Below are 26,767 nucleotides of genomic sequence, written 5' to 3' on the forward strand. Positions count from 1 at the left end.
TCAGGCACGCTTCAACTCGGGCATGGCGCCCGCCAGGATCTGACTGGCGCCGTGGATGGCTTTGTGCATATTAGCCGCACGCTGGCGCGTGGCCGCCGTGCTCCCGAAACGTGTCTCGCAATAAAGGTCGACAGCATAGCCCAGCCAGCGCCGCGGCAGATCCGGCACGGAGGCAGCACCCGCCAGATGCTCCCGCACCGACTGGCCGCTGGCACGGCCATGCCCCTGCTGGCGCAGGCACCAGTTCAGCGCAAGGGCGGACAGGCGCATGGACAGCATGGGTTGCCAGCGCGCCAGCAAATCGGCCACCTGCAGCAGGCCGGCGGCACCCAGCCCGTAGCGACGCGGCCAGAGCCGGAAGATCAGCCAGAGCAGGAGGAGGAACAGAAGCAGAAAGGGCCACCAGGGCAGGATGATTTTCTCGACACAGTATTCGCCGGCCTCGCGCAGCAGTTCCTCCAGGGATCCCGTGGCTGGCACGCCAGAACCGGGAACCAGCCTGCCCGTCAAGGCGGCGGCGAGGATCTCGCCCCAACCGGTCAGGCGTTGCAGGGTCTGGCGCTGCCAGTCGGGCATGTGGCGGTCCTGGAGGTCGCGGCGCATGCGGTCGAACATCTGCTGCCAGGGGTCGGCCCCGGCACCGGCCTGCGTACCGGGGGCCCGCCCGCCACGGCTGCTGGCATCGCCCCCCTCGCCCCGGCCCTGCCCCTGGCTGCCGGCCTCCTGCTTCACCAGATTGGGGGTGTCCGTGCCCGGCGGCAGGAAACCGAAGCCCAGGGTGGGCGGCCGCGGCGCCAGCAGGAAAAGCAGCATGGCCAGCAGGAAGGACAGGCCGATGAAGGCCACGGTGAGGCCGCCCTTGGCCCAGCGCGAGATGGCCGTGCCGGTGGCGTGCTCCCAGGCCAGGGCCAGGCCGGCGAAAAGCCAGGCCGGGGCGAGATAGAACCAGACGGTCCAGTCGGCCGTCATGTAGGTGGCCACCATGAGGCTGACGACGAAGATGACCGTGAGGTTCATGTAGAAATCTCGCCGGGTGCGCATGACCACGGCGCGGGCTGAGAGGACGATGAGCAGCGAGAGGCTGGCCCAGCGCAGCAGGTTGAACATGAGGAAACCGGGGAACAGCGCCAGCAGCATGCCCAGCGTGCCTTGCACCTTCCAGTGGGTATCTGCGGCCCGGCTGTTTTTGCCGACATAAAACAGGGCAGCGCCAAAGCCCAGCGCGGTCCAGACCAGCCAGAGCAGGCTCTCGAAGCCAAATTTTCCGTAGCGCCGGTCCAGGTAGGAAAAGGACAGACAGACACACAGATAACTGCAGGCCGTCAGCAGCACGACGGCGCGGCTGGTGAGGGGCTGGTCGGCCGGTGCGGCGGCGGTCGTCGTGCTCATGCCAGTTCGGTGTGGGCGGCGATGCCGAACTGCTGCAGGCGCAGCTGCAGGTCCTGCGCGGCAGACAAGAGTGCCGCGGCCGCTCGCGGCGGACAGGCGATGTGCACGCGCACCGGCCAGTTCTGCAGCCCGGCCGTCGCCAGCTCCTGCAGCAGCGTGACCGCCGAATAGTTCGCCCCGACCACCACGGCCAGTTGCTCCCCGGCCGTCATGTCCTGCGCCGCGCGCTGCATGGCCTGCGACAGATCCAGCGTACCCGGCTCGGCACGGGCCAGGGCCGGCAGCAGTTGCGCCATGTCCTGCACGGCTTGCGGGGCCGAGGGCAGGTAGGCGCGCAGGCGCACGCCTTCGGCCAGGGCGCGTTCGCACAGGCCGGCCGCAAGCCGCAGGGCCTGCTCGGAGGGCGCCGCAGGGTCGCCGGCTTCGCCGGCCGGCGGGATCTGCAGCACCAGGCGCAGCAGTGGCGAGGCACTCTGCTGGAAATGCTGGATCACCAGATCGCCGATGCGGGCCGAGGCGCGCCAGCTGACGCGCCCGAGGAACTCACCCGCCTCGTATTTGCGCAGCATGCCCAGTTCGAAGGACTGGCCCGTGCGGCGCGTGGTCAACTCGCCCTGCGGGTCTTCCGACACGCTCCAGTCCAGTGCCTGCTGCACGGCCTGGGCCTGCGGCAGCACCAGCAGGCGCACGTCGTCGGGGGCGATGGTCTGGCTGGCCCGCATCAGGCCCAGCGGGAAGCCACTGGTCAGCGTCACGCCGACCAGGCGGTAGTCACCGCGGCAGGGGAAACGCAACTCGCGCCCCAGGTCGAGCTGGCGGCCACCGCGTATCACCGGCACGGTCTGGCGCAACACGATCTCGCGGGACGCCCAGCGCCAGCGGGTTTCCACGTCCACCATGAAGGCCGGCCACCAGGCCCGGCGGTGGATCAGCAGCTGCAGGCTGGAGGGCTGGCCCTCCACGACCTGGCCGCTGCCGCCCGGGGCCATGGCCGCATGCACGCGCATGCCGCGCAGCGAGACCCAGGGCAGCACGAAACCCAACAGGCTGAGGACGGCCAGGAACAGGAACATGGCGTAGACCATGGGGTCCTGCCGGTTGAGCGCAGCCATCAGCAGCACGCCGCACAGGGCCAGCAGCACCCGGGACTTGCTCAGCCAGCGTTCCATGGACGCGGCTTCAGCGAGGCGTTTTCTGCGCCTGCAGGATGTCCTCGATCATCGCTGCCGCCGGTTTCTGGGCCTGGACCGAGCCCTGCGCCTGCACGATGACACGGTGCGCCAGCACCGGGACGGCAAGTTCGCGCACGACGGCAGGATCGACGTAGTTGTAGCCGCGCATGCAGCTGAGCGCGCGCGCCACCCGGGCCAGGGCGAGCGTGCCACGCGGGCTGGCGCCGAAACGGATGCCGGCATGGTGGCGCGTGGCCCCGACGATGGCGGTGATGAACTGCGCCACCTCGGGCGAGATCTGCACGGCCCGCGCGGCACTGACCAGTTGTGCAAACTGCTCCGGCTGGCAGACCGGCTGCAGGCTGCTGATGGGGTGCGCGAACTGCTGCACCTGCACCAGGCTGGCCTCGGTGGCGGCGTCGGGGTAACCGAGCGAGAGGCGGATCAGGAAGCGGTCGAGCTGGGCCTCGGGCAGCGGATAGGTGCCTGCCATGTCGATCGGGTTCTGGGTGGCCAGCACGGCGAAAGGCTGCGGCAGCGGCAAGGTCTGCCCGTCCAGCGTGACCTGGCCTTCCTCCATGCATTCCAGCAGCGCCGACTGGGCACGCGCATTGGCACGGTTGATTTCGTCGGCCAGCACGAAGTTGGCAAACACCGGACCGGGGCGCAGCACGAAACTGCCGTCCTTGGGGTTGTAGACCGGGCCGCCCACGATGTCCGATGGCATGAGGTCGGCGGTGAACTGGATGCGGCGGAACTTGAGGCCGACCGACGTGGCCAGCGCCCGCGCCAGCATGGTCTTGCCCAGGCCGGGCACGTCTTCGATCAGCAGATGGCCGCCGGCCACCACGGCAGCCAGCGCCAGTTCGACCTGCTGATGCTTGCCGACCAGGACCTTTTCGATGTTCCTGACGATGGCCTGCGACAGTTCCGAGGCCGGCTTGAGCGCCGGCGCGCCGATGACTGCGTCATTCATGCGTGTCCTCCCCTTTTTGCGATGCATTCTAGCCGCCGCTTCCGGCAAGCCTGCCAGGCTACCGGCGCCCCCCTGCCTGCAGACCCGGGACGAAGGTGAAATAATCGCGTCATGCCATTCCGTTTTTGCCAATTTCAAGGATTCATGCCATGAGCGACGCCCAGCAACGCATCGACGACCTCGTCAAACAGAACGAAGTGCTCCTTTTCATGAAAGGCAGCGCCAGCTTCCCCATGTGCGGTTTTTCCGGCCGCGCCATCCAGATCCTCAAGGCCTGCGGCGTGGACCCCAAGGCCGTGAAGACCGTCAACGTGCTGGAGGATGACGGCATCCGCCAGGGCATCAAGGAATACAGCAGCTGGCCCACCATCCCCCAGCTCTACGTCAAGGGCGAGTTCATCGGCGGCTCGGACATCATGATGGAGATGTACGAGAGCGGCGAGTTGCAGAAGGTGCTGGGCACCCAGGCCTGATTCTTTCAGCTTCGCATCCGACCACCGCCAGCGCTGCGCTGCCGGTGGTTTTTTCATGTCTGCGCCCATCGTGAGAAAAACGCGACAGACTGGCCTTTGTTTGTGGTCTTCCCGTCTTGAGTGCAGGCACGGCTTGTGCTTGAATGGTTTCATGCGAGTGAATCTCTGCATGGAGTGAAAGATGGAGTCGCATTCACTGGTTCCGCACGGTCACCCCTTCCGCCTGCCCATCGCCCGCATGCGCAGCGTGTTCCAGCCCGACGAGGTGGAGCGCAAGCTGGCCAAGCTGCCCGAGCGCGAGCATGAAAGCCTGCGCAGCACCTACCAGCGCATGCTGGAGCGCGGGCCCGAACGCTTCCAGGTCAAACCGGCCGGCGTGCCCGACATGAGTGGTCTCTACGACGACCTGCCCAATTTCTCCGAGGTGCTGGACGACGTGAAGCGCCACGTGGCGCTGAGCCAGGACAGCCGCGACGGCCTGGAGCTCACCCCCATGCTGCTGCTGGGCGTGCCGGGCATCGGCAAGACGCATTTCGCACGCCAGCTGGCCGCCCTGCTGGGCACGGGCATGAACCTGGTGCCCATGAGTTCGATGACGGCGGGCTGGCTGCTCTCCGGCTCGTCCTCGCAATGGAAGGGCTCGCGCCCGGGCAAGGTCTTCGAGGCCCTGGTGGACGGGCAGTACGCCAACCCGGTGCTGGTGGTGGACGAGATCGACAAGGCCAGTTGCGACGCGCAGTACGACCCGCTGGGCGCGCTCTACAGCCTGCTGGAGCACGACACGGCACACAGCTTCGTGGACGAGTTCGCCGAGGTGGCGATCGACGCCAGCCAGGTGATCTGGATCACCACGGCCAACGACGAGCGCGCCATCCCCGAGCCCATCCTCAACCGCATGAACGTGTTCGAGGTGCCGGCGCCCACGCGCGAGCAGGCCCGTGCCATCGCGCTGCGGCTCTACCAGGGCCTGCGCAGCGAGCACGGCTGGGGCGAGCGTTTTGCGCCCGAACCCGGCGAGGAGGTGCTGGACGGGCTGGCCGAGCTGGCGCCGCGCGAGATGCGCCGCGCCTTGATGACGGGTTTTGGCAATGCGCGCCTGGCCGGGCGCGACGAATTGCAGGCGGCCGACCTGCCGCGCGCTGGCGGCAGCAAGACGCGCGTGGGCTTCCTCCAGTAGCCCGGGGGCGAGCCCCCCGCTACACTAGCCAGGCACCCCGGTCCTGCAGCCGGGCGCCGCCCCATGAGTCTCACGCAAAGCCTCCTTGTCATCGCCCTGCTGATCGCCGTCAGCGCCTTTTTCTCCATGGCGGAAATGTCGCTGGCCGCCTCGCGCCGCCTGCGCCTGCGCCAGCTGGCCGACGAGGGGGACGCACGCGCCGAAACGGTGCTGCGCATCCAGGAGCAGCCGGGGCATTACTTCACGGTGGTGCAGATCGGCCAGAACGCGGTAGCCATCCTGGGCGGCATCGTGGGCGAAGGCGCGTTCAGCCCGCTGCTGGGCCGGCTGCTGCAGGCCTGGCTGCCGGCCCCGGCCGCCGGGACCACGGGTTTCGTGCTGTCCTTTGCGCTGGTGACCTCGCTCTTCATCGTCTTCTCCGACCTCTTTCCCAAACGCCTGGCCATGGCCGAGCCCGAGCGGCTGGCCCTGCGCCTGAACGGTGCCATGCGCCTGTGCATGCGCGTCTTCAAGCCGGTGGTCTGGGTCTACAGCCGCACCACGGATGCGCTGTTCCGCCTGCTGGGCCTGTCGACCCAGCGCGACGACCGCGTCACCTCCGACGACATCCTGGCCCTGGCCGAGGCCGGCGCGCAGGCCGGCGTGCTGGCGCGCGACGAGCAGCAGGTGATTGCCAACGTCTTCGAGCTCGACACCCGCACCGTGAGCAGCGCCATGACGGCGCGCGACCGCATCGCCTGGTTCGACAAGCAGGACAGCGACGCCATCGTGCGCGCCCGCATCACGGCCGAGCCCTTTTCCACCTACCCGGTGTGCGACGGCAACATCGACCACGTGATCGGCTACGTGGACGCCAAGGACCTGTTCCAGCGGGTCATGAAAAACCAGCCCATCCGCCTGGACGACCCGGCCCTGCTGCACAAGGCCGTGGTGGTGCCTGACCGGCTGACGCTGACCGAGGTACTGGCGCAGTTCCGCCAGGCGCACGAGGACTTTGCCGTCATCGTCAACGAATACAGCCTGGTGGTGGGCGTGGTCACGCTGAACGACGTGATGAGCACGGTGATGGGCGACCTGGTGGCGCCGACCGACGAGGAAATGATCGTGTTACGCGAGGAAGGCTCCTGGCTGATCGACGGCATGACCCCCATGACCGACGTGCAGCGCGCGCTGGGCCTGGAAACACTGCCGCACGCCGAGGACTACGAGACCCTGGCCGGCTTCCTGATGGTGATGCTGCGTCGTGTGCCGCGCCGAACCGACCGCGTGTTGTGGGAGGGTTACAGCTTCGAGGTCATGGATGTGGACAGCTACCGCATCGACCAGGTCATGGTGACGCGGCTGCCCGCCAGGGCCGGCTAACGCGCCGCAGGCGCATCGCTGTACAACCACTTGCGCTGCGCAGCGAGAACGGCATTCGGATAGTGCGGCTTGCCGCGCGAACCGTTGTAACGGCCCAGGGCCAGGTACAGGTCGCCCCGCTCCCGGTCCAGGTAGTGGCGCAGGATGACGCAGCCAAAACGCAGATTGGTCTGCATGCGGAACAACCGGCCGGCGTCGCCGTCGCCGTCACCGATCAGGCGCAGCCAGAAGGGCATGACCTGCATGTAACCGCGGGCCCCCACGCGCGAAATGGCGAACCGGCGGAAATTGCTTTCGACCTGGATCAGGCCCAGCACCAGCGCGGTGTCCAGCCCGGCGCGCCGGCTCTCGTACCAGACCGTCTGCAGGAAGTCGCGGCGATCCGGCCAGTCCGGCTTTTTGCCCTTGAGGCGATCGCTCATGGCGCCGAGCCAGCGCAGGTAGGCCAGGCGCGTTTCCGTGTCCGTGAATTCGGGCACCGGCGGCGCGGTATTGGCGATGGCCGCACTCAGGGCCGTGCGCACCGAGTCGGCCAGCGGCTCCTCGATCTGGCTGCCGGCACGGGCACGCGACGGCAGCAGCAACAGCCCGGCGGCGGCCAGCAAGGCCTGCAGCCCAGCGCGTCGCTGCATGGCGGGCCCCGGTGCTGCCATGGTCAGGCGCCGAGCCTGGACTTCAGCAGTGCGGTGACTTCGGCAAGGGGCAGCGGGGTGGCGGCCGCGTCGCGGCGGTGCTGGTACTCGACCTTGCCCTCCTTGAGCGTGCGGTCACCGATGGTGACACGGTGCGGCACGCCGATGAGCTCCCAGTCGGCAAACATCGCGCCGGGGCGCTCGCCACGGTCGTCCAGGATCACGTCCAGGCCGGCGGCCATGCACTCGGCGTAGAGTTGCTCCGAGGCGGCCTTCACCTCGGGGCTGCGATCCGGGTTGATGGGGCAGATCACCACGGTGAAGGGGGCGATGCTGTCGGGCCAGATGATGCCCTTGTCGTCGTGGTTCTGCTCGATGGCGGCGGCCGGCAGGCGCGTGATGCCGATGCCGTAGCAGCCCATCTCCATGAACTGCGGCTTGCCGTTCTCGTCGAGGAAGGTGGCGTTCATGGCGCGGCTGTACTTGGTGCCGAGGTAGAACACATGACCCACCTCGATGCCGCGCTCGATGGCCAGCGCACCCTTGCCGTCGGGCGAGAGGTCACCGGCCACCACGTTGCGGATGTCGGCCACGAGATCGGGCTCGGGCAGGTCGCGGCCCCAGTTGACGCCGGTGCTGTGGAAACCCGCCTCGTTGGCGCCGCAGACCCAGTCGGCCATGACCACCACCTCGCGGTCGGCCACCACACGGACCGGCTTCTTCAGGCCCACGGGCCCCAGGTAACCCGGCTTGCTGCCGAAGTGCTCGACGATCTCGACCTCGGTGGCAAAACGGAAGCCGCCTTCCATGCCCGGCAGCTTGCCGACCTTGACTTCGTTCATGTCGTGGTCGCCGCGCAGCAGCAGCAACCAGACGCTGGTCTTGCCGATTTCTTCCTTGTCGGTGATTTCGTCGGTGGCCAGCACGATGGACTTGACGGTACGCGCCAGCGGCAGGCCCAGCAGCTCCGCCACCTCGGGGCAGGTGCTCTTGCCCGGCGTGGCCACCTTCTGCATGGCCTGAGCAGCGGCTGGACGTGGCGCTTGCGGCGCCAGGGCTTCGGCCTTCTCGATGTTGGCCGCGTAGTCGCTGCCCGGGCAGTAGACGATGGCGTCCTCGCCGGTGGCGGCGATCACCTGGAACTCCTCGCTCAGGTCACCACCGATGGCGCCGCTGTCGGCCGCCACGGCACGGTAGGTGAGGCCGAAACGGTCGAAGATCTTGCGATAGGCCTGGGCCATGACCTGGTAGCTGGCCTTGGCCGCGACCTGGTTACGGTCGAAGCTGTAAGCGTCCTTCATGATGAACTCGCGCCCGCGCATCAGGCCGAAACGCGGACGGCGCTCGTCGCGGAACTTGGTCTGGATCTGGTACAGGTTCTTGGGCAGCTGTTTGTAGCTCTTGATCTCCTGGCGCGCGATGTCGGTCACCACCTCTTCGCTGGTGGGCTGGATGACGAAGTCGCGGTCGTGCCTGTCCTTGATGCGCAGCAGCTCGGGCCCCATCTTGGCAAAGCGGCCCGTCTCCTGCCACAGCTCGGCGGGCTGCACCACAGGCATGGTGAGCTCCACGGCGCCGGCGCGGTTCATCTCCTCGCGCACGATGGCCTCCACCTTGCGGATCACGCGCAGGCCCATGGGCATGTAGTTGTAGATGCCGGCGCCCAGCTTCTTGATCATGCCGGCGCGCATCATGAGCTTGTGGCTCACCACCTCGGCGTCGGCCGGTGCTTCCTTGAGGGTGGAGATGAGAAATTGGGAGGCTTTCATGGCGTGCTTTTTCTGACGGATGCAGGCTGATTCCCTTGATGCGCGGCAAGTGCCGTGCATAATGGAAACAGTTCAAAATTTGGGGTTTGATTATGCTTGACCGGGACGGCTTTCGGCCCAATGTCGGCATCATCCTGCTCAACCAGAAGAATCAGGTTTTCTGGGGCAAACGCATACGCACCCACTCGTGGCAGTTTCCGCAGGGTGGCATCGACCGGGGCGAAACCCCGGAACAGGCCATGTTCCGCGAGCTGCATGAAGAAGTCGGGCTCCAGCCCGAGCACGTGCGCATCGTGGCCCGGACCCGGGACTGGTTGCGCTACGAGGTGCCGGATCGCTACATCCGACGCGAAGCACGTGGCCACTACAAGGGCCAGAAGCAGATCTGGTTCCTGCTGCAGCTGACGGGCCAGGACTGGCACCTGAACCTGCGTGCCACCGACCACCCCGAGTTCGACGCCTGGCGCTGGAACGAGTACTGGGTGCCGCTGGACATGGTGGTGGAGTTCAAGCGCGGCGTCTACGAAATGGCGTTGACCGAGCTGGCGCGTTTCATGCCCCGCAACGACCAGCGCAACCGTTTCCTGCGCCAGGGCCATCGCCCGCGCGAGGGCGATCACCTGCACCACGTTTCGACGGTCGACGGTCATGGCATGGAACTGCCGCCCGGCGCCAGCTTTGACCCCGACCCGCAATCGGATCAAGCCAGCAAGGATCGCACGGAACCGCAGGGGCAGTAAGGCGACCCTGACGGTGTGCCCTTAGCGCATCAGGACCAGGTTGTCCCTATGCACCATCTCGGGCTCGGCGATGTAGCCCAGCAGTTTCTCGAACTCGCCCGAGGGCTTGCGACACAACAGACGCGCCTCGGAACTGGCGTAGTTGGCCAGGCCGCGGGCGATCTCGGCGCCCTGTTCGTCGCGCACGGCAATCACCTCGCCTCGGGAAAACTCGCCTTCCACGGCCGTCATGCCGATCGGCAGCAGGCTCTTGCCCTCTTCCACCAGCTTGCGTGCCGCTCCGGCATCCACCACCACGGCACCGCGCAGCTGCAGATGGTCGGCCATCCACTGTTTGCGTGCCTGGGTCTTGGCGGTCTGCGCCACCAGCAGGGTACCGATGGATTCGCCCTGCACCAGGCGCACCAGCGCATCAGGCTCGCGGCCCCAGGCGATCACGGTGGAAGCGCCCGAGCCGGCGGCGCGCTTGGCCGCCAGGATCTTGGTGATCATGCCGCCCTTGCCCAGGCTGGAGCCAGCGCCACCCGCCATGGCCTCAAGGGCCGGGTCGCCGGCCTGGGCCTCGTGCACAAACTGCGCGGCCGGGTCCTTGCGCGGATCGGCCGTGTACAGGCCCTTCTGGTCGGTCAGGATGATGAGGGCATCGGCCTCGACCAAGTTGGCCACCAGGGCGCCCAGGGTGTCGTTGTCGCCGAACTTGATTTCGTCCGTGACGACGGTGTCGTTTTCGTTGATGACCGGCACCACGCCCAGCTGGATCAGGGTCAGCAGCGTGGAGCGGGCATTGAGGTAGCGCTCGCGGTCGGCCAAGTCGGCGTGCGTAAGCAGCACCTGGGCGCTGCCCAGGCCGTGCGCACGCAGGCGCGTCTCGTACATCTGCGCCAGGCCCATCTGGCCGACGGCGGCAGCGGCCTGCAGTTCGTGGATTTCCTTGGGACGGCTGGTCCAGCCCAGGCGCTTCATGCCTTCGGCGATGGCGCCGCTGGAAACCATGATGACCTCGCGCCCCTCACGAATAAGGACGGAAATCTGGCGGCTCCACTCCTCGATGGCGGCTTCGTCCAGCCCGCGCCCTTCGTTGGTGACGAGGCTGGAGCCGACCTTGACCACGATGCGCCGGGCGGCGCGCATGACAGCTGTCGCGGATTTCTGATTCATGTTGAGGGCAGCAGCTGCACGAGGGGTGTCGGCAGCGATAGAGGCAATCCGGGGATTCTAGTTCGCCCCAAGGCGGACTCGCCCTCTCAGGGGGCAGCGCAGCCCACGCAGTGACGAGCGTGGACGATCACGATTCGTCCGGCATGTCCTTGAAGCGTGGATCGACCTCGGCCACGGGGGGCTGCTCGGCCACCTGCTGGATCTTGACCTGCTTGTAGACAGTCTTGACCAGGTGGTCGCAACCTTCGTGCGTGAGCGCCGAGATCTGGAACACCGGACCTTTGTACTTCATGCGCTTGATGAAATCGTTGACGCGAGCCTCGCGCTCGTCGAGCGGGATCATGTCCAGCTTGTTGAGCACCAGCCAGCGCGGCTTCTCGTACAGCCCCGCGTCGTACTTCTTGAGCTCGGCCACGATGCCCTTGGCCTGGGCCACCGGGTCGGCGTTGTCGTCGAAGGGCGCGAGGTCCACCACATGCAGCAGCAGACGGGTGCGTTGCAGATGGCGCAGGAACAGGTGACCGAGGCCGGCGCCTTCGGACGCCCCCTCGATCAGGCCCGGCAGGTCGGCCACCACGAAACTCTGCTCGGGGCCGACGCGCACCACGCCCAGATTCGGGTGCAGGGTCGTGAAGGGGTAGTCGGCAATGCGCGGACGGGCGTTGGAGATGGCCGTGATCAGGGTGGACTTGCCGGCATTGGGCAGGCCCAGCAGGCCGACGTCGGCCAGCACCTTGAGCTCAAGCTTGAGGTTCTTCTTCTCACCCGGCCAGCCCGGCGTCTTCTGGCGCGGGGCACGGTTGATGGCGCTCTTGAAGCGCATGTTGCCGAAGCCGCCGTCGCCGCCCTTGGCGATGGTGATGACCTCGCCCGGCGTCAGCAGCTCGTAGAGCACCTCACCGGTCTCGGCGTCGGTGATGATGGTGCCCACGGGCATCTTGAGCGTGATGTCCTCGCCGGCGGCGCCGAACATATCCGAGCCCATGCCGTGCTGACCGCGCCTGGCATCGAAACGACGGGTAAAGCGGAAATCCACCAGGGTGTTGAGGTTGGGGTCGGCCACCGCAAAGACGTGACCACCACGGCCACCATCGCCGCCGTTGGGGCCGCCAAACTCCTTGTACTTCTCATGCCGGAACGAGACGCAGCCGTTCCCCCCATCGCCGGCGGCGATGTCGATAAAGGCTTCGTCAACGAACTTCATGAGAATGATTCTCCCAGATGACAAGCCGCTGGCGGCTTGCGTTACAGGCTAACTTCGCGATGCGCAAGTCAAACACGGTGGGCTGAAAACAAAAACCCTGCGCTTGAGGCGCAGGGTTTCGTGCGGGAGCCAGTGGGGCCTCAAGCAGCGGTGATGTTCACCGTGTGCTTGTTGAGTTCGCCCTTGATGGCAAACGACACCTGGCCGTCGACCAGTGCAAACAGGGTGTGGTCCTTGCCGATGCCGACATTGGTGCCGGGATGGAACTTGGTGCCACGCTGGCGCACGATGATGGAACCGGCGCTGACCTGCTGGCCACCGAAGGCCTTCACGCCGAGCATCTTGGGCTGCGAATCGCGCCCGTTTCGCGTAGAGCCGCCGCCTTTTTTCTGTGCCATGTCTCTTGCTCCTTATGCGGAGATGGCGCCGATTTGCAGTTCGGTGAACTGCTGGCGGTGCCCTTGACGTTTCTGATAGTGCTTGCGACGGCGCATCTTGAAGATGCGAACCTTGTCGTGCTTGCCGTGAGCCACGACCGTGGCTTTGACAGTCGCGCCGGACACCAGGGGTGTACCGACCTTGAGTTCAGCGCCGTTGCCGACTGCCAGAACCTGGTCGATGACGATCTCCTGGCCTACGTCCGCAGCAATCTGTTCTACTTTAATTTTTTCGCCAGCAGCAACACGATACTGTTTGCCACCGGTTTTTATGACCGCGTACATGAATGACCTCTTGAATTGAGCCTCTGCAGACGGATTTCCGCAGAGCCGAATATTGTAGCACGGTTTGCACTCACTGACATGGCCATCCTGGAGGCCGCCTAGGGCGGGGGGCCATCTTCCTATAATCGGGCCATCCCGCACCGGTTTACCTCCATCCCACTCGTGAACGCCCCCCACCCCGCCGCCCCGCTTGCCCTGATAACCGACGACATGCGAGAGGTGGACCGTGTCATTGCCGAAAAGCTGGATTCCGGGGTCCCTCTGGTGGGCCAGGTGGCGCGCTACATCATCAGCGCCGGCGGCAAGCGCCTGCGCCCGGCCCTGCTGCTGATGGCCTGTGGCGCCCTGGGCTACCGTGGTGAGCAGCGCTACAACCTGGCGGCCGTGGTCGAGTTCATCCACACGGCCACCCTGCTGCACGACGACGTGGTGGACGATTCCACCCTGCGCCGCGGCAACGCCACGGCCAACGAGACCTTTGGCAACCCTGCCAGCGTGCTGGTGGGCGACTTTCTCTATTCGCGCGCCTTCCAGATGATGGTGGACGCACAGAGCATGCGCATCATGCAAGTGCTGGCCGACGCCACCAACGTCATCGCCGAAGGGGAGGTACAACAGCTCATGAACATGCACAACGCCGACCTGGACGAGGCCGGTTACTTGCAGGTCATCCGCTCCAAGACGGCCAAGCTGTTCGAGGCCAGCGCCCGCTGCGGCGCCATCCTGGCGGGGGCCGAGACCCCCCTGGAAGAGGCCTGCGCCGAATACGGCCAGGCACTGGGCACGGCTTTCCAGGTCATCGACGATGTGCTGGACTATGCCGGTGATGCCACGGTGATGGGCAAGAGCCTGGGGGACGATCTGCGCGAGGGCAAGGCGACCTTGCCGCTGATCGCCGCCATGCAGCGCGGCACGGACCCGGAGCGCAAGCTGATCCGCGACGCCATCGAACACGGCTCCGTGGAGGAACTGGACCAGGTGATCGCCATCGTGCGGCGCACCGGGGCGCTGGACGTGTCACGCCAGGCCGCTGCCCGCGAAGCAGAGCGCGCCGTTGCGGCAGCGCAGTGCCTGCCCGCCGGACCCCATGCCGCCAGTTTGATACAATTGGCGTCTCAGCTGCTGGCGCGTCAGTCTTGACGCCCACCCGGCAGTTCGGGACATCGGAATGTAGCGCAGCCTGGTAGCGCACTTCGTTCGGGACGAAGGGGTCGGAGGTTCGAATCCTCTCATTCCGACCAATCACTTGCCTTGCTCCAGCCCCGAGGGGCTCGGGTATCCCCCTGGGTAGCCCGGTAAGGCCTTCCCACTGCATCTTTTCCATGTTGCGCCGCTACGTCTGCTTGCAAAATGGCGCCGTGCTTTCGTTTACATCAGCCGGGCAATCGGCGATGATCCGTGGGTTTCCTCACCCCCGGAATTTCGAAAAAACCACAGTCCATGGCCGCCGTAGATACCGCCATCCACCGCGAAAATGCTCCCGTTGCCCTGCCCGGACTGGGGCGCGCCCTGATTCTGGCTGGCAAGCTGGAGCAGAAGTCGGCCGAGGAACTGTTCCGCAAGGCGTCCAGCAACCGCACCAGTTTCATCGCCGAACTCACGGGTTCGGGAGCCGTTTCTGCTGCGGATCTGGCCCACACCATGTCAGCGGCATTCGCCGCCCCGCTGATCGACCTGGACGCCGTCGACACACAACGCCTGCCCAAGGAACTGCTGGACCCCAAGATCTGCCATGACTACCGCGTGGTGGTCCTGGGCAAGCGCACCAACCGGCTGGTGGTCGCCACGGCCGACCCCTCTGATCAGGCCGCCGCAGAAAAGATCAAGTTTGCCAGCCAGATGGGCGTGGACTGGGTCATTGCGGAATATGACAAGCTGCTCAAGCTGGTGGAAGTCCACGCCACCTCGGCCTCGGAAGCCATCGACAACATCGTCGGTGGTGATATCGAATTCGACGAGTTCACGACCGAGGCCGTGAGCGACAGCGCCGAGTCCGCCACTTCCGAGGTGGACGACGCGCCGGTCGTCAAGTTCCTGCACAAGATGCTGATCGATGCCATCGGCATGCGCGCTTCGGACCTGCATTTCGAGCCCTACGAGCACAACTACCGGGTGCGTTTCCGCATCGACGGCGAACTGCGCGAGATCGCCTCGCCGCCCGTGGCCATCAAGGACAAGCTGGCCTCGCGCATCAAGGTCATCTCGAAGATGGACATCTCCGAGAAGCGGGTGCCGCAAGACGGCAAGATGAAGCTCAAGGTCGGCCCCGAACGCGTCATCGATTTCCGGGTCAGCACGCTGCCCACGCTGTTCGGTGAAAAGATCGTGATCCGTATCCTGGACCCGAACAGCGCCAAGCTGGGCATCGATGCGCTGGGCTACGAACCGGAAGAAAAAGAACGGCTGCTCAAGGCCATCAGCCGTCCCTACGGGATGATCCTGGTCACCGGCCCCACCGGCTCGGGCAAGACGGTGTCGCTGTACACCTGTCTGAATCTGCTGAACAAGCCGGGGGTGAACATCGCCACGGCCGAGGACCCGTCCGAAATCAACCTGCCGGGCGTGAACCAGGTCAACGTCAACGACAAGGCCGGCCTGACCTTCGCCGCCGCGCTCAAATCCTTCCTGCGCCAGGATCCCGACATCATCATGGTCGGCGAAATCCGCGACCTGGAGACCGCCGACATCGCCATCAAGGCGGCCCAGACCGGTCACCTGGTGATGTCCACGCTGCACACCAATGACGCGCCCACCACCCTCACGCGCATGCGCAATATGGGGATCGCCCCGTTCAACATTGCCTCCAGCGTGATCCTGATCACGGCGCAGCGTCTGGCGCGCCGCCTGTGCCCGAACTGCAAGGCACCGGCCGAGATCCCCAAGAAGACGATGCTCGATGCGGGCTTCCAGCCGGACGAGCTGGACGGCTCCTGGATCAACTACCGCCCGGTCGGCTGTTCCGCCTGCAACAACGGCTACAAGGGACGTGTGGGCATCTACCAGGTCATGCCGATCACCGAGGAGCTGCAGCGCATCATCCTGCGTGATGGCTCCGCCCTGGAAATCGCCAAGCAGGCGCAGGCCGAGGGGGTGCGCTCGCTGCGCCTGTCCGGCCTGCACAAGGTCAAGCAGGGCCTGACTTCGCTCGAAGAAGTCCTGGCCGTCACCAACGAATAACAAGCGGGAGCTTCAGGGGACAGCATGGCAACAGCACAATCCAAGAACGCCAAGGAAGTGGTCTTCGAGTGGGAAGGCAAGGATCGCAACGGCAAGATGGTGCGCGGGGAGATACGCGCCGCCGGCGAGAACCAGGTGCTCGCCTCGCTGCGCCGCCAGGGCATCATGCCCGGCAAGGTCAAGAAACGCCGGATGAGATCCGGCAAGAAGATCACCGCCAAGGACCTGACCCTGTTCACGCGCCAGCTGGCTACCATGATGAAGGCCGGCGTGCCCCTGCTGCAGGCCTTTGACATCGTGGGTCGCGGCAATGCCAACCCGAGCGTGACACGGCTGCTCAACGACATCCGCAACGACGTCGAGACCGGCACATCGTTGAGCACCGCCTTCCGCAAGTACCCGATCTACTTCGACAACCTCTATTGCAACCTGGTCGAAGCAGGCGAGCAGGCCGGTATCCTGGATCAGCTGCTGGACCGCCTGGCGGTCTACATGGAAAAAACCCAGGCCATCAAGTCCAAGATCAAGTCGGCGCTGATGTACCCGATCTCGGTGGTCGTGGTGGCCTTCGTTGTGGTCGCCGTGATCATGATCTTCGTCGTTCCGGCCTTCAAGCAGGTTTTCTCTTCCTTTGGCGCCGACCTGCCAGCCCCGACGCTGATGGTCATCGCCATGAGTGAATTCTTCGTCGCCTGGTGGTGGCTGATTTTCGGCGGCATCGGCGGCGGCCTCTACTTCTTCTTCCAGGCCTGGCAGCGCAACCGCAAGATGCAGCAGGCCATGGATCGGCTGATGTTGAAGATCCCCGTCTTCGGTGCACTGATCGATAAATCTTGCATCGCGCGCTGGACCCGCACGCTCTCCACCATGTTCGCGGCCGGTGTGCCACTTGTGGAAGCCCTGGACTCCGTGGGCGGTGCCGCAGGCAACTGGCTGTATGAAGAAGCCACCCTCAAGATCCAGCACGAAGTCTCCACCGGCACCAGCCTGACGGCGGCCATGGCCAATGCGCATCTGTTCCCGAGCATGGTCCTGCAGATGTGTGCCATCGGCGAAGAGTCCGGCTCGATCGACCACATGCTGGGCAAGGCGGCCGATTTTTATGAAGCCGAGGTGGATGACATGGTCGCCGGCCTCTCCAGCCTGATGGAACCCATCATCATCGTGTTCCTCGGCACCATCGTCGGTGGCATCGTGGTCGCGATGTACCTCCCCATCTTCAAGCTGGGCCAGGTGGTCTGATGCTGGTCTCGCAGGTGTTTGATGCCGGCCTGGCCGGCGTGCTGGGGCTGATGATCGGCAGTTTCCTCAATGTGGTGATCTACCGCCTGCCAAAAATCATGGAACGGCAGTGGGCTGAAGAGTGCGCCGAACTCGCCGGCAAGGACTTGCCGCAGACGGAAACCTTCAACCTGGTGCTGCCGCGTTCACGTTGCCAGAAGTGCGGCCATCAGATCCGCTGGCACGAAAACATCCCCGTGCTGAGCTACCTCTTTCTGCGTGGCAAATGCTCGGCCTGCAGCACGCCGATCAGCCCGCGCTATCCCTTGGTCGAATTGACCACCGGCGCCCTGTTCTTCTACTGTGTCTGGAGCTGGGGTGCCACCCCGATGGGTCTGGTCTGGTGTGGTTTCTCGGCGGCCATCGTCGCCCTGGCCCTGATCGACTGGGACACCACGCTGTTACCCGACAGCATCACCCAGCCCCTGCTCTGGGCCGGCCTCATCGCGGCGACACTGAAATGGAACAACGTGCCCTTGGCAGACGCCCTCTGGGGCGCCGTCGCCGGCTATCTGGCCTTGTGGCTGGTGTACTGGAGCTTCAAGCTGGTCACCGGCAAGGAAGGCATGGGGTTTGGCGATTTCAAGCTCTATGCGGCCCTGGGGGCCTGGTTCGGCTGGACCGCACTGGTGCCCATCATCCTGATGGCCTCAGTGATCGGCGCCATCATCGGCATCGCCCTGAAATTCAGCGCTGGCTTGCGTGAAGGCGGCTATGTGCCTTTCGGCCCCTTTCTGGCTGCCGCCGGGCTGACCGCCATGATCTTCGGGCCGCAAAGCATCCTGCGTTCTGTCGGGCTGTGAACGATGCGGGGCGTGACACGTCTCGGCCTCACCGGCGGCATCGGCAGCGGCAAGAGCACGGTAGCCGGGATGCTGGCCGAGCGCGGGGCCGCGATCATCGATGCCGATGCGATTTCCCGCCAGACCACGGCGGCAGGTGGCCAGGCCATCGATGCCATCCGGCAGGCCTTCGGTCCGGCCTTCATCACCCCCGAAGGCGCGCTTGATCGGGACAGCATGCGCGCCCTGGCCTTCAGCGACCCCACGGCACGCCGACGGCTGGAACAGATCGTGCACCCGCTGGTCGGTCTGGAAACTAGGCGCCAGGCCGAGGCAGCCATCGCGTCTGGCTACCCCTGCATCGTCTTTGATATCCCGCTACTGGTCGAATCCGCCCACTGGCGCGCCCGGCTCGACCAGGTGCTGGTGCTGGACTGCCGACCCGAGACCCAGATCGAACGGGTGATGCGGCGCAACGGGCTCAGCCGCGACGAGGTCGAGCGCATCCTCGCGCAGCAGGTGAGCCGTCACCTGCGCCTGCAGGCGGCCGACCACGTGATCTGCAACGACGGTCTGGACCTGCCTGAACTGGCACGTCTGGTCGGGCTCCTGGCACGTCGCTTCGGGCTATGATTCGCCGTCCGGAAGTACCAGCGTGATCACCTACGAATATCCCTTCAACGAGCGCATCAGGACCTATCTGCGTCTGGAGAACCTGTTCCGCCGACTGCTCGAGCTGGTCGCGCGCGACGAGGCACTGGACCACCACTACGCCCTGGCCAGCCTCTTCGAAGTCATGGACGTAGGCGCCCGGGCCGACCTCAAATCCGATGTGCTGCGTGACCTGGACCGGCAAAAACAGATCCTCAATGCTTACCGGGGTAATCCGAGCATTGCCCAGTCCGTGCTCGACGAAGTCCTGCAGCAGGTCGAGCAGTGCTACAGCCAGCTCAACAACCTCTCCGGCAAGGCAGGCCACCACCTGACCGAGAACGACTGGCTCATGAGCATCCGCAGCCGCATCGGCATTCCGGGGGGTACGTGCGCCTTTGATCTGCCGGCATACTTCGCTTGGCAACACCAAACGGGCGACCAGCGCCGCACCGACCTGCAGCGCTGGATTGCCACCCTGACCCCCATCGCCGATGCCATCGGCCTGCTGTTGACGCTGCTGCGGGACGCGGGTGTACCGCAAAAAGTCATGGCACCGGGTGGCCAGTACCAGCAGCCCCTGCCCCAGGGACGCACTTTCCAGTTGCTGCGCCTGACTATCGACCCTGCCTTGGGTCTGATTCCGGAAATCAGTGGCAATCGCCTGATCGTCTCGATCCGTCTGATGCGTCTCGAAGCCGATGACCGTCTGCATGCCAGCAACCAGGACGCTTCGTTCGACCTGACTCTGTGCTCCTGAGACTTCAGTCCCAGTAACGCCATTGCACCATGCAACGTCCCACTGACACGTCAGCAGACCAGGCAAGACGGGTACCCTGCCCGACGTGTGGCGGCGACAGCATTTACGCCCCCAGCAATCCCTACCGGCCCTTTTGCAGCGAGCGTTGCAAGAAAATGGATTTCGGCGCCTGGGCCAGTGAAAACTTCCGCATGCCGGCCGACGCACCACCGGATGACCAGGAATTCGGCGACCCCAAGCTGCAATAGCCTGCGCGCCGGAGTTCAGACTGAGGCGCGGATAGCGCCTGTATAAGCGCGCTCTTCGGCCAGCCACTGCAACACCGGTACGGCGCCAGGTAGCACGGGGGTCATCTGGACCGGCAGTTGCTGCCACGCAAAGGACTGGCCTTCGCGCATCTGCAGCTCGCCACGCCAGGACGTGACCTTGCAGAAGTTCAAGCGCACCAGCGCATGCGGATAGTCGACCAGTTCGCTCTTCCAGGGCTGGATCTCCAACGCTTCAATACCTAGTTCTTCATGCAACTCGCGTTCCAGCGCCTGCGCCACGCCTTCCCCAGCCTCCAGCTTGCCGCCCGGGAACTCCCAGTAGCCGGCATAGACCTTGCCGTCAGGACGGGAGGTCAACAAGAAGCGTCCATCCGGCTGGATCAACACACCAACGGCGACTTCGGTCACCGGCCGGTCTGACCCGCCCTCACGCGGGCGGTCCCCATCAGCGACCAGGGGCCGGCTGCTCATGCCTGGCCAACATGCTTGCCGGCATAGTCCTTGGCGAACTGGTAGGCCACGCGACCGCTGCGGGAACCACGCTCAAGTGCCCAGACCAGCGCTTCGGGCTGGGCGGCTGCGATGGCGGACTGAGAGACACCGAAGGACGACAGCCACTGCGCCACGATGCTCAGATACTCGTCCTGGCTGAAGGGGTAGAAACTGACCCACAGGCCGAAGCGCTCGGACAGGGAGATCTTCTCCTCCACCACTTCACCGGGATGGATCTCGCCGTCCTCGGTGTGGCTGTAGCTGAGGTTGTCCTTCATGTACTCGGGCAACAGGTGGCGGCGGTTGCTCGTCACGTAGATCAGCACATTGGCCGTAGTGGCCGATACCGAGCCATCGAGGATGGACTTCAATGCCTTGTAGCCGGGTTCGCCGTCTTCGAAGCTCAGGTCATCGCAGAAGACGATGAACTTTTCGGGACGTTGCGACACGACCTCAACGATATCGGGCAAATCCACCATATCGGACTTGTCGACCTCGATCAGGCGCAAACCCTGCTCGGCATAGGTATGCAGGCAGGCCCGGATCAGCGAGGACTTGCCCGTTCCGCGCGCCCCGGTGAGCAGCACGTTGTTGGCCGGCAGGCCGTTCACGAACTGCTCGGTGTTGCGCTGGATCTTCTCTTTCTGCTGATCGATTTCCTTGAGATGCTCCAGCTTCATCGCGCCCACGTGGCGCACCGGCTCGATGACGCCGTGGCCCGAGCTGCGCTTGCGGTAGCGAAAGGCAATCGATGCCTCCCAGTCCGGTTGGCTCAAAGGCTGGGGCAGGATGGATTCGATGCGCGCCATCAGGTGCTCGGCGCGGAGCAGCAGGCGTTCGAGTTGGGACTGCATGAAGATCAGGAACGGTAATCCGCGTTGATGGTTACGTACTCATGGCTGAAGTCACAGGTCCAGACCGTATCCTCGGCCTGGCCACGCCCCAGCACCACACGCACTGTGATCTCGCTTTGTTTCATCACGCGCTGGCCGTCTTCCTCGCGATAGGACGGGTTGCGCCCACCTTGTACGGCGACATGCACATCGTCCAGAAAAAGATCGATGCGGCTCTGGTCGAGGTCGGCGATGCCGGCATAACCCACCGCGGCCAGGATGCGCCCCAGATTCGGATCGCTGGCATAGAAAGCCGTCTTGACTAGCGGCGAGTGGGCAATGGCATAGGCCACCAGGCGACACTCTTCGGCATTCTTGCCGCCCTGCACGCGGATGGTCATGAATTTGGTGGCCCCTTCGCCATCGCGCACGATGGCCTGGGCTAGCTTGCGCGCCACCTCGAGCATGGCCGCCTTGAGCTGCCGGCCCTCGGCGCTGTCCAGCGATTCGATCACCGGATGGGCCGCCTTGTTGCTGGCAATGACAACGAAGGAGTCGTTGGTGGACGTGTCGCCATCAACCGTGACGCGATTGAACGATCCCTCTGCCAACTCACGCGCCAGCTGCTGCATCACGGCCGGGCTGACACAGGCGTCGGTCGCCATATAACCGAGCATGGTGGCCATATTCGGGCGGATCATGCCGGCCCCCTTGCTGATGCCCGTGATGCTGACCCTGGTGCCAGCGATGGTGACTTGTGCACCAAAGGCCTTGGGCATGGTGTCAGTGGTCATGATCCCCTCGGCCGCGCGCATCCAGTTGTCCTGGCGCGCATCGGCCAGTGCCGCCGGCAAGCCGGCCTCGATACGCTCGTGGGGCAAGGGCTCCATGATCACGCCCGTCGAGAACGGCAACACCTGCTCCGGCGCAATCTTCAGTTGTTTGGCCAACGCCGCACAGGTGCTTCGCGCACGTGCCAGACCTTCCAGCCCGGTGCCCGCGTTGGCATTCCCCGTGTTGATCACCATCGCGCGGATACCGCGGCCCGCGGCAAGATGCTCGCGACAGACTTGCACCGGTGCGGCACAGAAACGGTTTTGCGTAAAGACACCGGCCACCGAAGCGCCCTCATCGAGCAGTACAACCGTGAGGTCTTTTCGATGGGCCTTGCGTATACCGGCTTCGGCAACGCCGATGCGCACCCCTGCGATGGGAAAGAGTTCAGCCGGATTGGGAGCAGACAGGTTGACGGGCATGGTGCGACTCGTGAACGATGAGGGATACGAGGAAGGCCTCAGCTCAGCTTGCCATGGCAATGCTTGTACTTCTTGCCGCTGCCGCAGGGACAGGGTTCGTTGCGGCCCACACGCGCCACGGCAGCCACCTGGGTTGCAGCGTCGACAGTGGTCACCACTTCGCCGGTTTCCGACGGCGCGGTATAGGTCACGTTGGCGATGTGTTCAGCCTTGCTCTCCATGGCCTCGGCCGCCTGCTCGATCTGCTCGCTAGACTGCACGCGCACCGTCATGAGCACACGCGTCACTTCATTCTTGACGGAATCCAGCAACTGGCCAAACAACTCGAAAGCCTCGCGTTTGTACTCCTGCTTGGGCTGCTTCTGCGCGTAACCGCGCAGGTGGATGCCCTGGCGCAGGTAGTCCAATGCGCTCAGATGCTCGCGCCATTGTGTGTCGATGCTCTGCAGCAGCACCATGCGCTCGAATTGGGTGAAATTGCCGGCGCCAACCTGTGTCACCTTGGCTTCGTAAGCCGCATGCGCCGCGGCGATCACCTTCTCCAGGACGTATTCGTCACTGATCGCGCTGGCATCCTGCACCAGGCTTTGCAGGGACAAGTCCAGTTGCCATTCGTCATGCAACACTTTTTCAAGCGCCGGAAGATCCCATTGCTCTTCCACCGACTCTGCCGGCACGAATTGACGCACCAGGTCGGTGAAACAGCCTTCGCGCAGCGAGGCGATCTGCGTCGACAGCACTTCAGCGTCGAGGATGGCATTGCGCTGCTGGTAGATCACCTTGCGCTGGTCGTTCGCCACATCGTCGTATTCAAGCAGCTGCTTACGGACATCGAAATTGCGCGCCTCGACCTTGCGCTGGGCGCTCTCGATGCTGCGCGTGACGATGCCGGCCTCGATGGCCTCACCATCGGGCATCTTGAGCCGGTCCATGATGGCACGCACGCGGTCACCGGCAAAGATGCGCATCAGCGCATCGTCCAGACTCAGGTAGAAACGCGAAGAGCCGGGGTCACCCTGGCGGCCGGAACGACCACGTAGCTGGTTGTCGATGCGACGTGACTCGTGGCGCTCGGTGGCGATGATGCGCAGGCCGCCCAGAGCCACAACTTTCTCATGCTCCTGGTTCCACTGCACACGCAACGCGTCGATCTTCTGCCGCTTGCTGTTCGGGTCCAGCGAAGTATCGGCTTCGATCCCTTCGATGGCCTTCTCCACATTGCCGCCCAGCACGATGTCGGTCCCGCGGCCCGCCATATTGGTGGCGATAGTGATCATCCTGGGGCGTCCGGCCTGGGCGATGATGTCCGCCTCGCGTGCGTGCTGCTTGGCGTTGAGCACCTGGTGCGGCAACTTGGCCTTCTCCAGCAGCTGCGCAATAATTTCCGAATTCTCGATCGAGGTCGTCCCCACCAGCACCGGCTGGCCCCGTTCGTAGCACTCGCGGATATCGGTGATCGCCGCCTCGTACTTCTCGCGTGTGGTCTTGTACACGCGATCGAGCTGGTCGTCCCGGCTGCTCGGTCGGTTGGGCGGAATCACCACCGTTTCCAGGCCGTAGATCTCCTGGAACTCGTAAGCCTCGGTATCCGCCGTCCCGGTCATGCCGGCCAGCTTGCCGTAGAGACGGAAATAGTTCTGGAAAGTGATGGAAGCCAGGGTCTGGTTCTCGGCCTGGATCGCCACCCCCTCCTTGGCCTCGACGGCCTGGTGCAGGCCGTCGCTCCAACGCCGGCCGGTCATCAGACGGCCCGTGAACTCGTCGACGATGACGACCTCGCCGTTCTGGACCACATAGTGCTGGTCCCGGTGGTACAGGTGCCTTGCCCGCAGGCCGGCATAAAGATGGTGGACCAAGGTGATGTTCGCCGGGTCGTAAAGACTGGCGCCTTCGGGCAGCAGGCCGGCCTGGGCCAGCAGGGCCTCAGCCTTTTCATGGCCCATCTCGGTCAGGAAGACCTGGTGGCTCTTCTCGTCCACCGTAAAGTCACCGGGCTTGATCACTCCCTCACCGGTGCGGGGATCGGCCTCGCCCTCCTGGCGCGTCAGGCCCGGCACCAGCTTGTTGATGGCCAGGTACAGCGCGGTATGGTCTTCCGCCTGGCCGCTGATGATGAGCGGCGTGCGCGCCTCGTCGATCAGGATCGAGTCGACCTCGTCGACGATGGCGTAGTTCAGGCCGCGCTGCACGCGGTCCACCACCTCGTAGACCATGTTGTCGCGCAGATAGTCGAAGCCGTATTCGTTGTTCGTGCCGTAGGTGATGTCGGCAGCGTAGGCGGCCTGCTTTTCCTGACGCGACATCTGCGGCAGATTCACCCCCACCGTGAGACCCAGGAAGTTGTAGAGCCGCCCCATCCACTTGGCGTCACGATTGGCCAGGTAGTCATTGACCGTGACGACGTGCACACCCTGGCCCGTCAGCGCATTGAGGTAGACCGGCAGGGTGGCGGTCAGGGTCTTGCCCTCACCCGTCCGCATCTCCGATATCTTGCCCTGGTGCAGCGACATGCCGCCCATGAGCTGCACATCGAAGTGACGCATCTTCATGACACGCTTGGAGGCTTCCCTGACCACAGCAAACGCTTCTGGCAGCAGCGCCTCCAGGCTTTCGCCTTTCGTTATGCGCTCACGGAATTCGCCTGTCTTGGCCTGCAAGGCGCCATCGTCCAGCTTTTCGAATTCAGGTTCCAGCGCATTGATGCGGACGACCACGCCGCGGTATTGCTTGAGCAGCCGATCATTGCGACTGCCGAATATTTTGGTGAGGATGTTGATGCCCATGAACGCCGCACCACCCTGCTGGTTCCGAAACCGGCAGAGCCGTGCAATCCTTATCTGTCTAGATGATGAGTGTCGCCAGCTAAGGCAACAGCTGATCCCGTCGCCTTGCGGCGCCGGGAGCGCGAAGCGCTTGATTCTACCTTTGTAGCGCTGGCGGGGCGGGTGCTGCCGGCGTAGGCACGGCGTCGGCAGCAGGAGCGACGGTGGCCGGCTTGGCCGCGGCGATGCTTGCTGGCACAGGCGCAGCAACAACCGGCGGCGTGGGAACCGATGGCGCCACCGCCTTGACCTGAGGCTGAGCGACGCCCAGGGCTGTCGCCACAGCGGGCGCCTTGGTCTGGGCAGGGGCAACAATGGTCGCTGCCACCGGGGCCGGGGCCTTGACCGCCAGCGGCGCTGGCGCTGCTGAAGCCAGCGCCAGTTGCTGGGCTGGCTGACTGCGGCTGGCGCTCATGAACTTGTGCGGGTCCTGGGGTACGCCACGTACTAGTACCTCGAAATGCAGGTGCGGGCCCGTTGAACGCCCGGTGGTGCCCACTTCGCCGATCTTTTGCCCCCGTTTGACCAGATCGCCCTTCTTGACCATGACCTTGGATGCATGGGCATACCGCGTGATCAGGTCCTTGCCATGGTCGACTTCGACCATATTGCCGTAATCCGGCCGGAATTCCTGGGTAACCACCACACCGCCAGCGGCCGCCAGGATGGCCGTTCCGGTCGAAGACTGGTAGTCGATGCCGGTGTGCAGAGCCGAGCGGCCGGTGAACGGGTCGATGCGCCAGCCAAAGCCGGACCCGGCTCCCCCGAAGGCAACAGGATGCTGGGTCGGGATCATCATGGTACGAACCTTCTGCTCGAACAGGCGGGATTCGACGACAGCCATCAGGTCGGTGCGCTGGGCCGTCACGCGGTCCAGATCCGCCAGGGTTTTCTCCAGTTCCTCCATGGTCAGGGGACGGCCCGACACCAGAGCGCCACCCTGGCCAGGTTTGGCCCGGATGTCGGCAGGATTGATGCCGGCCAGGCCGGAAACACGCTCACCCAGGGATTCCAGTTGCAGCAGTTTGGCCTGCATCTCACCGAGGCGACGCGCCATGACATCGAGGTTTTCGCGCATGAAGCGGTCCCGCAAGGCGAATTCGTCCTTGACCACCAGCTTGACCAGCGCACCAATCACAGGCCAGCCTTCACGGGCGCCCTTCAGGAACACCCAGTGGTACAGACCCGCAGCCACCAGCATCAGTGCGAAGGACAGGCTCAGGCCGGCCAGCAGCAGCTTGGTACCACTCAGATGTATTGCACGGCTTTTGGCCAGCCATGCATCCGTGATAATCAAATGCATCTCTATTCCCTCTTTACCCACCCTCGAATGACGACCCGCCGCCATCAGACAGTCACGCTGCTGCAGGCCACACAGGAATCGCCGATGCTGACCCGCCTGAGCGAGCTCAGCAAGGACTCCGTCGCCCGGCTCAAAGCTGTTGAAGCGATGATACCGGCCGTGCTGCGCCCCGCCGTCATAGCGGGGCCGATCGACGGTTCAATTTGGTGTCTGATTGTTAACAGCAACGCTGCTGCTGCCAAGATCCGCCAGCTTCTGCCAGCGATGGAGGCTCATTTGCGCACCAAAGGCTGGGAGGTTAGCGCAATCCGGCTCAAAGTACAAATTCCGCCTGCCCGCTGACTATGCAAAAAGCAGGCCAAAGAGA

At 64.7% G+C, this 26,767-nt stretch carries 25 protein-coding genes, 1 tRNA gene and 1 pseudogene; 13 read left to right on the forward strand and 14 right to left on the reverse strand.

The features are described from left to right. The 3 genes from HTY51_RS13265 to HTY51_RS13275 are packed head-to-tail and all read right to left on the reverse strand — an operon-like array spanning nt 1 to nt 3,537. On the reverse strand, nt 1-1,389 hold the full coding sequence (locus HTY51_RS13265; RefSeq protein WP_174253168.1) for a transglutaminaseTgpA domain-containing protein: 1,389 nt from the start codon (nt 1,387-1,389) through the stop codon (nt 1-3). Then, a complete protein-coding gene (locus HTY51_RS13270; RefSeq protein WP_174253169.1) occupies nt 1,386-2,558 on the reverse strand; it encodes a DUF58 domain-containing protein in 1,173 nt (390 codons plus the stop codon). The genes HTY51_RS13265 and HTY51_RS13270 overlap by 4 nt, the downstream gene beginning before the upstream one ends. A gap of 10 nt (nt 2,559-2,568) precedes the next feature. Next, nucleotides 2,569-3,537 carry a MoxR family ATPase gene (locus HTY51_RS13275; RefSeq protein WP_174253170.1) on the reverse strand — a complete coding sequence of 323 codons (969 nt, stop codon included), beginning with the start codon at nt 3,535-3,537 and terminating at the stop codon, nt 2,569-2,571. Between the two features lie 149 nt (nt 3,538-3,686). Between HTY51_RS13275 and grxD the strand changes: the two genes are divergently transcribed. From grxD to HTY51_RS13290, 3 genes are all read left to right on the forward strand, one after another. Next, nucleotides 3,687-4,010, forward strand: coding sequence for a Grx4 family monothiol glutaredoxin (gene grxD, locus HTY51_RS13280; RefSeq protein ID WP_174253171.1), 324 nt, complete (start codon nt 3,687-3,689; stop codon nt 4,008-4,010). 181 nt (nt 4,011-4,191) lie between these two features. Continuing rightward, nucleotides 4,192-5,187 carry an AAA family ATPase gene (locus HTY51_RS13285; RefSeq protein WP_174253172.1) on the forward strand — a complete coding sequence of 332 codons (996 nt, stop codon included), beginning with the start codon at nt 4,192-4,194 and terminating at the stop codon, nt 5,185-5,187. Between the two features lie 63 nt (nt 5,188-5,250). Then, entirely contained in the window at nt 5,251-6,549 is a 1,299-nt protein-coding gene (locus HTY51_RS13290) for a hemolysin family protein (RefSeq protein WP_174253173.1), read from the forward strand. Here the strand turns inward: HTY51_RS13290 and HTY51_RS13295 are convergent. After that, entirely contained in the window at nt 6,546-7,181 is a 636-nt protein-coding gene (locus HTY51_RS13295) for a transglycosylase SLT domain-containing protein (protein WP_254606884.1), read from the reverse strand. The two genes, HTY51_RS13290 and HTY51_RS13295, sit on opposite strands and share 4 nt — an antisense overlap. Before the next feature lie 23 nt (nt 7,182-7,204). After that, nucleotides 7,205-8,950: a proline--tRNA ligase gene (locus tag HTY51_RS13300; RefSeq protein ID WP_174253175.1), complete on the reverse strand. Its 1,746-nt coding sequence runs from the start codon at nt 8,948-8,950 to the stop codon at nt 7,205-7,207. 92 nt (nt 8,951-9,042) lie between these two features. On the opposite strand from HTY51_RS13300, the gene HTY51_RS13305 reads away from it, so the two are divergent. Further along, nucleotides 9,043-9,690, forward strand: coding sequence for an RNA pyrophosphohydrolase (locus HTY51_RS13305; protein ID WP_174253176.1), 648 nt, complete (start codon nt 9,043-9,045; stop codon nt 9,688-9,690). Nucleotides 9,691-9,711: 21 nt separating this feature from the next. Here HTY51_RS13305 and proB read toward each other — a convergent pair whose 3' ends face one another. From proB to rplU, 4 genes are all read right to left on the reverse strand, one after another. Further along, nucleotides 9,712-10,821, reverse strand: coding sequence for a glutamate 5-kinase (proB, locus tag HTY51_RS13310; protein ID WP_371733872.1), 1,110 nt, complete (start codon nt 10,819-10,821; stop codon nt 9,712-9,714). Nucleotides 10,822-10,975: 154 nt separating this feature from the next. Further along, nucleotides 10,976-12,052 carry an Obg family GTPase CgtA gene (cgtA, locus tag HTY51_RS13315; RefSeq protein WP_057673746.1) on the reverse strand — a complete coding sequence of 359 codons (1,077 nt, stop codon included), beginning with the start codon at nt 12,050-12,052 and terminating at the stop codon, nt 10,976-10,978. Nucleotides 12,053-12,192: 140 nt separating this feature from the next. Next, the gene (rpmA, locus tag HTY51_RS13320) at nt 12,193-12,450 is read right to left on the reverse strand and encodes a 50S ribosomal protein L27 (RefSeq protein ID WP_057673747.1); all 258 of its coding nucleotides are present in this window, start codon (nt 12,448-12,450) and stop codon (nt 12,193-12,195) included. 12 nt (nt 12,451-12,462) lie between these two features. Continuing rightward, a complete protein-coding gene (rplU, locus tag HTY51_RS13325; protein WP_082605348.1) occupies nt 12,463-12,774 on the reverse strand; it encodes a 50S ribosomal protein L21 in 312 nt (103 codons plus the stop codon). Between the two features lie 210 nt (nt 12,775-12,984). On the opposite strand from rplU, the gene HTY51_RS13330 reads away from it, so the two are divergent. From HTY51_RS13330 to HTY51_RS13365, 8 genes are all read left to right on the forward strand, one after another. Continuing rightward, on the forward strand, nt 12,985-13,914 hold the full coding sequence (locus HTY51_RS13330) for a polyprenyl synthetase family protein (protein ID WP_174254282.1): 930 nt from the start codon (nt 12,985-12,987) through the stop codon (nt 13,912-13,914). A gap of 24 nt (nt 13,915-13,938) precedes the next feature. Then, nucleotides 13,939-14,015 (forward strand) — tRNA-Pro (locus tag HTY51_RS13335). Nucleotides 14,016-14,214: 199 nt separating this feature from the next. Next, nucleotides 14,215-15,951 (forward strand): type IV-A pilus assembly ATPase PilB, encoded by a 1,737-nt coding sequence (gene pilB / locus HTY51_RS13340; RefSeq protein WP_174253178.1) that lies wholly within the window; start codon nt 14,215-14,217, stop codon nt 15,949-15,951. Between the two features lie 24 nt (nt 15,952-15,975). Next, complete coding sequence (locus HTY51_RS13345) at nt 15,976-17,193, forward strand: type II secretion system F family protein (RefSeq protein WP_174253179.1); 1,218 nt, start codon at nt 15,976-15,978, stop codon at nt 17,191-17,193. After that, on the forward strand, nt 17,193-18,035 hold the full coding sequence (locus HTY51_RS13350) for an A24 family peptidase (protein ID WP_174253180.1): 843 nt from the start codon (nt 17,193-17,195) through the stop codon (nt 18,033-18,035). The genes HTY51_RS13345 and HTY51_RS13350 overlap by 1 nt, the downstream gene beginning before the upstream one ends. Nucleotides 18,036-18,038: 3 nt before the next feature. Beyond that, nucleotides 18,039-18,647 (forward strand): dephospho-CoA kinase, encoded by a 609-nt coding sequence (gene coaE / locus HTY51_RS13355; RefSeq protein ID WP_174253181.1) that lies wholly within the window; start codon nt 18,039-18,041, stop codon nt 18,645-18,647. A gap of 22 nt (nt 18,648-18,669) precedes the next feature. Continuing rightward, nucleotides 18,670-19,425 carry a cell division protein ZapD gene (gene zapD, locus HTY51_RS13360; protein ID WP_174253182.1) on the forward strand — a complete coding sequence of 252 codons (756 nt, stop codon included), beginning with the start codon at nt 18,670-18,672 and terminating at the stop codon, nt 19,423-19,425. A 29-nt stretch (nt 19,426-19,454) separates the two neighbouring features. Next, nucleotides 19,455-19,673, forward strand: a complete 219-nt coding sequence (locus tag HTY51_RS13365; protein WP_057673754.1) for a DNA gyrase inhibitor YacG — start codon at nt 19,455-19,457, stop codon at nt 19,671-19,673. 15 nt (nt 19,674-19,688) lie between these two features. Here the strand turns inward: HTY51_RS13365 and HTY51_RS13370 are convergent, their stop codons facing one another. From HTY51_RS13370 to HTY51_RS13390, 5 genes and pseudogenes are all read right to left on the reverse strand, one after another. Beyond that, nucleotides 19,689-20,165: an NUDIX domain-containing protein gene (locus HTY51_RS13370; RefSeq protein ID WP_174253183.1), complete on the reverse strand. Its 477-nt coding sequence runs from the start codon at nt 20,163-20,165 to the stop codon at nt 19,689-19,691. Beyond that, complete coding sequence (locus HTY51_RS13375) at nt 20,162-21,040, reverse strand: ATP-binding protein (protein WP_174253184.1); 879 nt, start codon at nt 21,038-21,040, stop codon at nt 20,162-20,164. Before HTY51_RS13375 ends, HTY51_RS13370 begins: the two co-directional genes overlap by 4 nt. A gap of 5 nt (nt 21,041-21,045) precedes the next feature. Then, nucleotides 21,046-22,275 carry a bifunctional glutamate N-acetyltransferase/amino-acid acetyltransferase ArgJ gene (argJ, locus tag HTY51_RS13380; RefSeq protein ID WP_174253185.1) on the reverse strand — a complete coding sequence of 410 codons (1,230 nt, stop codon included), beginning with the start codon at nt 22,273-22,275 and terminating at the stop codon, nt 21,046-21,048. 38 nt (nt 22,276-22,313) lie between these two features. Beyond that, nucleotides 22,314-25,058: a preprotein translocase subunit SecA gene (gene secA / locus HTY51_RS13385; RefSeq protein ID WP_174253186.1), complete on the reverse strand. Its 2,745-nt coding sequence runs from the start codon at nt 25,056-25,058 to the stop codon at nt 22,314-22,316. Nucleotides 25,059-25,452: 394 nt separating this feature from the next. Further along, nucleotides 25,453-26,400: pseudogene (locus tag HTY51_RS13390) on the reverse strand (M23 family metallopeptidase); the annotation flags it as partial. Here HTY51_RS13390 and HTY51_RS13395 point away from each other — a divergent pair. Next, nucleotides 26,395-26,742, forward strand: coding sequence for a hypothetical protein (locus HTY51_RS13395; protein ID WP_254606885.1), 348 nt, complete (start codon nt 26,395-26,397; stop codon nt 26,740-26,742). The pseudogene HTY51_RS13390 and the gene HTY51_RS13395 sit on opposite strands and share 6 nt — an antisense overlap. The last annotated feature ends 25 nt before the right edge of the window (nt 26,743-26,767 follow it).

This window comes from Rhodoferax sp. BAB1 (assembly GCF_013334205.1).
In the GTDB taxonomy this organism is placed as follows: Bacteria; Pseudomonadota; Gammaproteobacteria; order Burkholderiales; family Burkholderiaceae_C; genus Hylemonella.